At 68.0% G+C, this 9239-nt stretch carries 8 protein-coding genes; 2 read left to right on the forward strand and 6 right to left on the reverse strand.

The features are described 5' to 3' along the window. Positions 1–45: 45 nt before the first annotated feature. The 3 genes from AC2VOG_RS03720 to AC2VOG_RS03730 all read right to left on the reverse strand — a co-directional run bounded on the left by AC2VOG_RS03720 (position 46) and on the right by AC2VOG_RS03730 (position 3834). Positions 46–2037: a vWA domain-containing protein gene (locus tag AC2VOG_RS03720; RefSeq protein ID WP_486938565.1), complete on the reverse strand. Its 1992-nt coding sequence runs from the start codon at positions 2035–2037 to the stop codon at positions 46–48. Next, positions 2030–3415 carry a sigma 54-interacting transcriptional regulator gene (locus AC2VOG_RS03725; RefSeq protein ID WP_486938567.1) on the reverse strand — a complete coding sequence of 462 codons (1386 nt, stop codon included), beginning with the start codon at positions 3413–3415 and terminating at the stop codon, positions 2030–2032. The genes AC2VOG_RS03720 and AC2VOG_RS03725 overlap by 8 nt, the downstream gene beginning before the upstream one ends. 71 nt (positions 3416–3486) lie before the next feature. Beyond that, positions 3487–3834, reverse strand: coding sequence for an LGFP repeat-containing protein (locus AC2VOG_RS03730; RefSeq protein ID WP_486938568.1), 348 nt, complete (start codon positions 3832–3834; stop codon positions 3487–3489). Between AC2VOG_RS03730 and AC2VOG_RS03735 the strand changes: the two genes are divergently transcribed. Together AC2VOG_RS03735 and AC2VOG_RS03740 are read left to right on the forward strand one after the other, a co-directional pair. Continuing rightward, positions 3833–3985 (forward strand): hypothetical protein, encoded by a 153-nt coding sequence (locus AC2VOG_RS03735; protein WP_486938569.1) that lies wholly within the window; start codon positions 3833–3835, stop codon positions 3983–3985. The genes AC2VOG_RS03730 and AC2VOG_RS03735 overlap by 2 nt on opposite strands. 336 nt (positions 3986–4321) lie before the next feature. Further along, complete coding sequence (locus AC2VOG_RS03740) at positions 4322–5332, forward strand: alpha/beta hydrolase (protein ID WP_486938570.1); 1011 nt, start codon at positions 4322–4324, stop codon at positions 5330–5332. A 3-nt stretch (positions 5333–5335) separates the two neighbouring features. On the opposite strand, the gene purH is transcribed toward AC2VOG_RS03740, so the two are convergent. From purH to AC2VOG_RS03755, 3 genes are read right to left on the reverse strand one after another with little or no spacing between them, the layout of a single operon-like run. Continuing rightward, positions 5336–6907, reverse strand: a complete 1572-nt coding sequence (purH, locus tag AC2VOG_RS03745) for a bifunctional phosphoribosylaminoimidazolecarboxamide formyltransferase/IMP cyclohydrolase (RefSeq protein ID WP_486938571.1) — start codon at positions 6905–6907, stop codon at positions 5336–5338. Between the two features lie 12 nt (positions 6908–6919). Next, the gene (gene purN / locus AC2VOG_RS03750) at positions 6920–7549 is read right to left on the reverse strand and encodes a phosphoribosylglycinamide formyltransferase (protein WP_486938572.1); all 630 of its coding nucleotides are present in this window, start codon (positions 7547–7549) and stop codon (positions 6920–6922) included. 10 nt (positions 7550–7559) lie between these two features. Continuing rightward, positions 7560–8912: a cell division protein PerM gene (locus AC2VOG_RS03755; protein WP_486938573.1), complete on the reverse strand. Its 1353-nt coding sequence runs from the start codon at positions 8910–8912 to the stop codon at positions 7560–7562. Positions 8913–9239: the final 327 nt, after the last annotated feature.

Genomic DNA, 9239 nt, shown 5'->3' on the forward strand with positions numbered 1-9239 from the left:
GTCCGTCGCAAGAACCGCAAAACCCCGAGCTGACAAACTGCCGGGCTACCGCCGGCGTCGGGCGCGTAGGTAGTCACCGACCACCGCGGCACCCAACCCGTCGAGATCGGGATCGACCACCCGTCCTTCGACGCGGCGCGCGACCTGGTCGATGAACCGGGCCAGCCCGGGGTCGTTGCCCAGCCGAAAGATGGTGATCTGTGCGCCCAGTCGGGCCATCTCGTCGAAGCCGCGCACGGTGTTGGCGATGGTCCGCGGATGCGGCGGGTAGTCGAAAAACACCGAAGAACCCCGGCCGTCGCCGTAGTCCTCGAGGTGCGCGGTCGGCTCGCCGTCGGTGACCACCAGCAGCACCGGCTGGGCATTGGGGTGGCGGCGCAGATGCCGCCCGGCCAGCGCCAGCGCGTGATGCAGGTTGGTGCCCTGCTCGTAGACGCCCTCGAGTCCCATCAGCTCCGCGCTGGTCATCGTCCGGGCGTAGCGGCCAAACGCGATGATCTGCAAAGCATCTGAGCGGAATCGGGTGCGCACCAAGTGGTCGAGCGCGAGCGCGGTCTGCTTCATCGGCAGCCAACGGTTCTCCATCACCATCGAAAACGAGGTATCCACCAACAGCGCGACGGCGGCCTGCGTGCGGGTCTCGGTCTCGGACACCTCGACATCGTCGACGCTGATCCGAATCGGCGAATCGCGGTTGTCCGCAGGAGTACCGGCTTGCCGCAACACCGCATTGGTCAGCGTCCGGGTGACATTCCACGGCTCGGTGTCGCCGAACTGCCAGGGCCGCGTCGCGCCGGTGAGCTCACCCGCGGCACCGGCGCGGCGCAGTTCACGCTCGCCGCGCCGACTGGAAAGCTGTTGCGCCACATCGCGTAACGCCGTCTCACCGAGACGTCGCATCGCCTTGGGCGAGAGCCGCCACTGCCCGTCCGAACCGCGGTCCAGGAAGCCCTGGCTGACCAGCGCCCGCTCGAGTTCGGCCAGCGTCCTGGCGTCGATGGCGGCCTGGTCGCCGAGCTGGCGGGCCAGCGCGTCGAGGTCGACGTCGTCCATCGTCGCGCCCGGATAACTCTGCGACAGCTGTTCGGCGAGCTGTTCCAAATCGGCGATGTCGGAAAGCGCCTGCGCACCCTCGCCCATACCGAGCGGGTTGTCGCCGGAAAAATCCGATGAGCCGTTCCAATCCTCGCCCGGCCGAGCCGCCTGCAGGTGCGCGTCCAGCCGGTCCAGTGCCTGCATCAGCGCGGGCGACCCGAAAGCCTGCTGCGCCAACGCATCCAGCTCGGCCCGCTGGTCCGCGCTCAGGCTGTTGCGGAACCGCTGCGCGGCCGCCGCCCGCTTGGCCAGCGAGTCCAACAGCTCGTCGACGTTTTGCGGGTTCTCCGGAAAGAACTCGCCGTGCTTTCCCATGAAGTCTTGGAAATCCTGCTGCGTGTCCTCGCCGCGCGCGTGCTTGTCCAGCAGCCCGTTGAGGTCGGTGAGCATGTCGTTGACCCGCTGGCGGTCCTCGTCGGTGGCCCCCTCGAGCGCCTGCTTCATCCCGGCAAAGCGCTGATCGAGCATCTCCCGACCCAGCAGATCCTTGATCTGCTCGTACTTTTGGCGCGCCTCGCCGCTGCGCCAGCCGTAGTCCGCGAGCTCCTGCACGGCCTTGGCCGGTGACGGCGACAGCGATTCGAGTTGCAGTTCGCCGAAGCGTGCGTCGTCGTCCAGCGCACGAGCCAACGCTTTGCGTTCGGCCAGCACAGCTTCATCAAGCAGTTTCTTGATCTCTTGCAGGGTGCCGTCCAAGTTGTTCTCGCGCAACAACTCCCGGCGCCGACGGTTTGCCTCGGCGGCCAGCCGGTCGGCACCGGTCACGCTCTTGGTGCCGCGGCGCAACAGCTCTGACAGCGCGCGGCGCGGCGACGTGCCCGCCATGACGTCCTGACCGATCTGCTCGAGCGCCTCACGCAGATCCACCGGCGGTGCCAGCGGATCGGGGCCACCGGTATACCCCGAGTAACGTGACGAATGGCCCTTGACGGATTTAGCCATAGACAGTTTCGCCTTCTCCGGATGCCTTATCGATGCGCTTGGCCAAATACAATGCCTCCAAGGCCAATTCGAGAGCCGCGGCCCGCTCACCCTCGGACTCGGCGCCGAGTCGCGCGGCGATGGCGTCGATGACAGGCAAGTTCGGCAGCGCCGCCAGCACGTCCTTGGCGGACACCCGCTCGCCCGTCGTCACCGCGGAGCCGCCCTCGACCGCGGACACCAGCGGCCCGACATCGATGCCGCCGAGCGCTCGCGACGCGGTGTCGGCGGTGGCGCGGCGCAGCAGGTGCTCCAGCACCGCCTGCTCGCGGCCTTCCTCACCGGACTCGAACTCCAGCTTGCCCCGCAATACGTCGATCACCGTGCCCAGGTCGACCACCCTGGCTACCGGGTCGGTTTCCCCCAGCACCGCGCCACGATGGCGCGCGGAGGCGGCGACGGTCTCGGCCGCGGCGATCGCAAAGCGCGCCGACACCCCGGATCGCTGATCGACCGAGTTGGACTCCCGCAGGTAACGCGCGAACCGGGCGATCACCTGGGTCAGGTACTCCGGCACCTGCGCAGACAGGTGCGCCTCCTGGGTGATCACGGCGACCTCCGCGTCGAGTTCGAGCGGGTAGTGGGTCCGGATCTCGGCGCCGAACCGGTCCTTGAGCGGGGTGATGATGCGACCGCGGTTGGTGTAGTCCTCGGGGTTGGCGCTGGCCACCACGAGCACGTCCAGCGGCAGCCGCAACGTGTAGCCGCGGACCTGAATGTCGCGCTCCTCCATCACGTTGAGCATCGACACCTGGATGCGCTCGGCCAGGTCGGGCAGCTCGTTGACCGCGACGATGCCGCGGTGCGCCCGCGGGATCAGGCCGTAGGCGATGGTCTCGGGGTCGCCCAGGCTGCGGCCCTCGGCGACCTTGATCGGGTCGATGTCGCCGACCAGGTCGGCCACGCTGGTGTCCGGGGTGGCCAGCTTCTCGGTGTAGCGCTCGCTGCGGTGCCGCCACTGCACCGGCAGATCGTCGCCGAGCGTGGCGGCCTTACGGACCGACTCCGGGGTGATCGGGCTGTACGGATGCTCACCGAGCTCGGCACCGGCGATCACCGGGGTCCACTCGTCGAGCAGGCCGGTCAGGGCACGCAGCAGACGGGTCTTGCCCTGACCGCGCTCACCCAGCAGGACGAAGTCGTGGCCGGCGATCAACGCCCGCTCCAGCTGCGGCAACACGGTGTCGTCGAAACCCAGGATGCCGGGCCAAAGGTCGTCACCCTCGGCGAGGCGGGCCAGCAGGTTTTCCCGGATTTCTTGCTTGACACCCCGTTCGCGGTGCCCGGCGGCACGTAGTTCACCAACGGTGCGGGGCAGGTTATTCGCAGCGGTCACCACACCACGCTACTGACAAATGGAAAGGCCGGGCAATCGCTGGATTGCCCGGCCTTCCGAAATGCCAGAACCGACTAGTTCATCGTCACCGTCGCCTGCGCGTCGCCTTCTTTCCAGGTGATGGTGCCGTGCTCGAACGTCGACTTGTAGGTGCCGTCCGGCTCCTTCATCTCATCGGCGGTCGGGTAGCCCAGCTTGCCCTGCGAAGCCTGGTTCTCGTTCCACGCGTCGCGAATCTTGCCCCACACGAGGTAGACGGGGCCGCCGTTCTTGTAGATCAGGACGCCACCGTCGAACTGCTGGTAGACACCGGTGTTGTTGGCGGTGTTCTTCTGGTTGTCGAAGGGCGCGCCCAGCTCCTTCTTCTCCTGATCGTCGAGGGCGTCGTACTTCGCCAGGATCGGCCCCTCAACTGTGTACATGGTGCCGTTCTTGCCGGCGATCTGCGTCGGACTGGGTTCGGCCGCCGCGCTGGTGGACGGCTCCATGGCCATCGAGGTCGTCATCGCCGGCGCTGACGACGAAGACGCCGCCGAACTCGACGAGGAATTGCTCGAGTTGTTGGACTGGTGACATCCCGCGCCAAGCAGTGCAAAAGCTGCAAGGGCGACTGAGAACGACGCTGTTCTTTTTGTTATCGCGCGCATCATTTCCTCTCGAATACATTTCGAATCGCACCGGGCTCGCCCCGGTTGACGTGCCCGAATTGTGACTCTATGCCGAAGCCATCTTGCGCGGAAGCGGTTTCTGACGTATCGGTCAGCGAATTGCAGCGCGTTGCTCAGCGGTGGCCTGGGGTTCCAATACCAGTGGCCGAGCCGCCCGGAGAGTGGCCTAGATAACTCATATCCCAGGTCGGAATCAAGCTCACAGTGGTTCAGCCACGGACAACCGATAGCCTCGTTTAACGTGACTTCCCTCGGCTGGCGCGAACGGCCAGCGACCACCCACTTCGGCCCCTCCTCGTGGCAGTCCAGCCTGCTGTCCGCGCTGACCGCCATCTTCATCCGGCCGCTGTTGGCCGCGCTGACTCTGCTCGGCCTGGTCGTCAACCGCGTCAGACCCGACACCCTGCAGCGGGTTCGCCTGGACGGCATCGACGGTCCGTTCAAGCTCATCCGGCCGGTGCCCGGCACCGACGTTTTACGCGTTGATCTGCCGCACTGCCCGGCGGAATGGGTCGTCGCCCCCGAGGCGCGCGAATCCACGTCGCTGATCGTTTACTTCCACGGCTCGGCGCTGGTGACGCTCGGGCTCAACTCCCACCGCCGATTCGTCAGCCGACTGTCGGCGGCGACCGGCGCCAAGGTGCTCAATGTCGGCTATCGGCTGGCCCCGCAGGCCACGATCGAAGAAGCCGTTGCCGACGGGCTGGACGGCTACCGGTTCGCGCTGGCGCAGGGGTTTGCGCCCGAGCGAATCGTGCTGGCCGGCGACTCGGCCGGCGGGCTGATGGCCGCCGACGTTGCGATCGCGGCGCGCGATGCCGGGCTGCCGGTGCCGGCCGGGCAGGCGCTGCTGTCGCCGCTGACGTCGTCGGACATGGATCTGAAGTACCGCGCTTTGAAAGACCACCGCGACGTGATGTTTCCGTTCATGACGGTGAAGTTCATCTACGACGTGTTCGCCACCGTGAACGGCACCCGGCCGCCGCCGGTGATGCCGCCGGACGCTGACCTGCGCGGCCTGGGCCCGTTCCTGCTGCAGGTGGGCACCCACGAGATGCTGCTCAACGACACGACCGTGTTCGCCGAGCGGTTGCGCGCCCACAACGTCGAGGTCTGGGTTCAGCAGTGGCACAAGGCGATGCACATGTTCCAACTGAGCTTCGACGTCAACCCCGACGCCCGTCGCGCGGTGGACGAGGTCGCAGCGTTCGTCCGCTACGCCACCAGCGTGCAGGACGAGATCAGCGCCTAGCGGTTAGTGCGCAAAGTGCCGGGCGCCGGTCAGATACAGCGTCACGCCGGCCTTCTCCGCCGCGGCGGTCACCTCGTCGTCTCGCACCGAACCGCCCGGGTGCACGATCGCCTTCACCCCGGCGGAGGCCAGGGTCTCCAGGCCGTCCGGGAACGGAAAGAAGGCGTCGGAAGCGGCGACCGCGCCGCGCACCCTTGTCCCCCCGCGCTCGACGGCTAACCGTGCCGCGTCGACGCGGTTCACCTGGCCCATGCCGATACCGATGGTGGCGCCGCCGCCGGCGATCACGATCGCGTTGGATTTCACTGCGCGACACGTTCGCCAGGCGAAGACCAGATCGGCCAGCGTGGCCGGGTCGGCCGGGTCGCCGGTGGCGCGCGTCCAGTTGTTCGGGTCATCGCCGGCGGCATCGATCTGGTCGCGCTGCTGCACCAGCAGTCCGCCGCTGATCGGGCGGCGCTCGACGTCGCCGCCCATCGGCTCGGCAGCGAGCAGCACCCGCACGTTCTTCTTGCGGGCCAGCACGTCGACCGCGCCCGGCGCGTAGGCGGGCGCGACGATCACCTCGGTGAAGATCGTGCTCACATACTCGGCCATCTCGACGCTGACCTCGGTGTTGGCCGCGATCACACCGCCGAACGCGCTCAGCGGATCGCACTCGTGGGCCTTGCGGTGCGCATCGGCGACCGAATCCGACGACACGGCGATGCCACACGGATTGGCGTGCTTGATGATCGCGACGCAGATCTGCTCGTGGTCGAAGGCCGCCCGCCAGGCCGCGTCGGCATCGGTGAAGTTGTTGTACGACATCTCTTTTCCGTGCAGCTGGTCGGCCTGCGCCAGACCGGGCCAGCCGCTGTCGTCGACGTAGAGCGCGGCCTGCTGATGCGGGTTCTCGCCGTAGCGGAGTTCGGTCGAGCGTCGCCACGTCGCGGCCAACCAGGCCGGGAACGCCGTGGCCGGCTCCTCGGGCGCCAGCGTCGACTCCATCCAACCGGCCACCGCGACGTCGTACTCAGCCGTGTGCCGAAAAGCCAACGACGCCAATTTCTTTCGCTCGGCGAGGGTGAAGCCGCCGTTGCGCACCGCGGCCAGCACGCCGTCATAGCCGACTGGGTCGGTCACCACCGCCACGCTCGGATGGTTTTTGGCCGACGCCCGGACCATCGACGGCCCGCCGATGTCGATCTGCTCGACGCATTCGTCGACGCCGGCGCCGGATTCGACGGTCTCGCTGAACGGGTAGAGATTGACCACCACCAACTGGAAAGCCGCGATACCGAGTTGCTCGATGGCGGCGGCATGCTCGGGTTTGCGAAGGTCGGCCAGCAGACCGGCGTGCACACGTGGGTGCAGGGTTTTGACCCGGCCGTCGAGCACCTCCGGGAAACCGGTGAGCTCCTCCACCGGTATCACGGGAATACCTTTGTCGGCAATGGTTTTCGCGGTCGAACCGGTCGACACGATTTCCACCCCGGCCGCTGTCAAGCCCTGAGCGAGTTCGACCAGGCCGGTCTTGTCGTAAACGCTGATCAGCGCGCGGCGAATCGGCCGCCTCTCGTCATTCGTGCTCATCTGCGCCGCTCCTCATCCGATGGTCGCCTTTCGCCCACTCCAGGTCACTCCCCCGGCCGCCACTGCGGCTATCACATCCACCAAGAGTCGGCGTTCGGCGACCTTGATGCGTTCGTGCAGGGTCTCTTCGTTGTCGTCGTCATGTACCCGAACGGCCCGCTGGGCCAGTATCGGGCCGGTGTCGGTACCGACGTCGACCAAATGCACCGTGCAGCCGGTGATTTTGACGCCGTGGGCCAGCGCCTCGGCCACCCCGTGCGCGCCCGGGAACGACGGCAGCAGCGCCGGGTGGGTGTTGATGGTCCGGCCCACGAACCTCGAAAGAAATTCTGAACCAAGAATTTTCATGAATCCAGCCGAAACGACGAGGTCCGGTGAATGCTCGGCCGTCGCCTCGGTGAGCGCGGTGTCCCAGGCGGCGCGGTGGGGGTAATCGGCCAGCTGCACGTTGAACGAGGGCAGCGATGCGGCGGCCGCGATGTCGAGGGCGCCGCATTCGCGGTCCACGCCGACAGCGACCACCCGGGCTGGATAGTCGTCGACGGCCGCCTCGAGCAGCGACGCCAGCAGCGAACCGGTGCCCGAGGCCAGCACCACCACTCGTGCCGGTGCACTGGGAGGCACACGGAACGGTTGCTGCACAGGTCAGAGCCTAGCGGTCGCCCTCCTGCGACGATGCGGGCCGGTCCGCGGCCCGCGGCGGAGTCGGAGCATCGGACCCGTCCTGCGGCTGATCGACGCCCGACCTGTCGCCGACCTCGAAATGCACCTCGTCGGCATCGGCGGCTGCGGGGACATCGGTGGCTGCGTCGGCGTCGGTGGGTGCGGTGTCGAAGTCCGGCGCAGCGGGCATCGGCCTCGGCTCGCGCGCGCGGCGTTGAATTCCGCCGGCCATCACCACGGTGAGCGCGCCGACCGCGGTGAACCACAGAAAGACCGCGAAACCGAATGTCCCTTGGTCGATTCCGACGCCGCCAAAGTTGCCCAGCTGACCGCTGCCGGCGTAGCCAAGCAGCGCCAGGGTCAGGGCTGCCAGCAATGCCGCGGTGCCGACCTTGGCCATCGCATCCGACAGCGGCAGCGGCCGTCGCGCGCACTGCTGCCCGAGCGCAACCCCGGAGGATGCTCCGACGATGAGCAGCGCCACCCACACCGGTCCCAGCGGCGGGTGGGGCGCCGCGGCCAGCACCGGCAGCGCGGGGATGTCGCCGCCGAACACCGTGAACGGGCTGAACGTCGCAAATCCCAGGTGAGCGCTCGATCCCACCGCCATCGCGGCGGTCGCGACGATGACGTTGGGCACATACAACACCGACAGCAGGGTCAGGCTGAACTGACCGAAAAGTGAATTGGTGATCCCGTACAGATCCTGCATCGTGGCCCAGTGCACGACCAGCGAGCAGGCCGCCACCAGTCCCGAGAGCCCGAGCAACGCCAGCACGCCAGCCGTTGCCGCGCGCGGCGAATCGGCCAGCCAGTCCGGTAGCGGCGACGCCGCGAGTGCCCGTCGGCCGACCCGTGACCCAACCCCGATGATCGCGCCGATGGCATGCACCACCAGCACACTCATGAAGGCTCGCAGCGCGTCGGGGGTCTGCAGTTCGGTGATCACCGAGGCCGCGTCGTGAATGACGGCCAGCGCGATCGCGGTGAACAGCAGCGGACCGCCCAGCGCTGACGCGACGATCCATCGGGCAACGAACCACGACGCCGTCGGCGCGGTCGCGTGCGCGGTGGTGCGCGCGGTGGCCCACACCATCAGCAGCACCGGCACCAGCGGCATCACTCCCAGCTCGCGGCCACCGATGGAAATGGGCACCTGATGCACGCCGAGCCACATGCTGGCGATCGCGCCGAGCGCTCCGGTCATGTCGCTGTTGGCGATCACCAGCTGCAGCAGCGTCACGGCGGCGATGACCACGAGCGCAACCACCGCCGGGCCGAACGCGACCCGGATGAGGTCACGCGCCTGATGGGCGCCCGGGGATCGACTGTCCGGGGTCACGGTTTGACGACGTTACCTACTCAGCCCCCTGTCGGCGACCCGCCGCGCCCGGCACCGCCGGGCTAACGATCGCCTCAGCCCCCTTGTCGGCGACCCGCCGCGCCCGGCACCGCCGGGCTAACGATCGCCTCAGCCCCCTGTCGGCGACCCGCCGCGCCCGGCACAGCCGGGCTAACGATCGCCTCAGCCCCCTTGTCGGCGACCCGCCGCGCCCGGCACCGCCGAGAGCCCGAACCCAGTCAGGACTGTGCGGGCCCCGATGGCGAGGACGGCGCCTGCGGCTGCTGGCCTGACCCGAACGACTGCTGGCCGTGGCCCGACCCGCTC

It is taken from the genome of Mycobacterium sp. TH-M11 (assembly GCF_057473725.1).

Coding starts and splice junctions, on each gene's coding strand:
- AC2VOG_RS03735 (WP_486938569.1), top strand. CDS start 3,833: ATGGTGCCGTTCTTGCCGGCGATCTGCGTCGGACTGGGTTCGGCCGCC.
- purH (WP_486938571.1), bottom strand. CDS start 6,907: ATGAGCACGAATGACGAGAGGCGGCCGATTCGCCGCGCGCTGATCAGC.
- AC2VOG_RS03720 (WP_486938565.1), bottom strand. CDS start 2,037: ATGGCTAAATCCGTCAAGGGCCATTCGTCACGTTACTCGGGGTATACC.
- AC2VOG_RS03730 (WP_486938568.1), bottom strand. CDS start 3,834: ATGTACACAGTTGAGGGGCCGATCCTGGCGAAGTACGACGCCCTCGAC.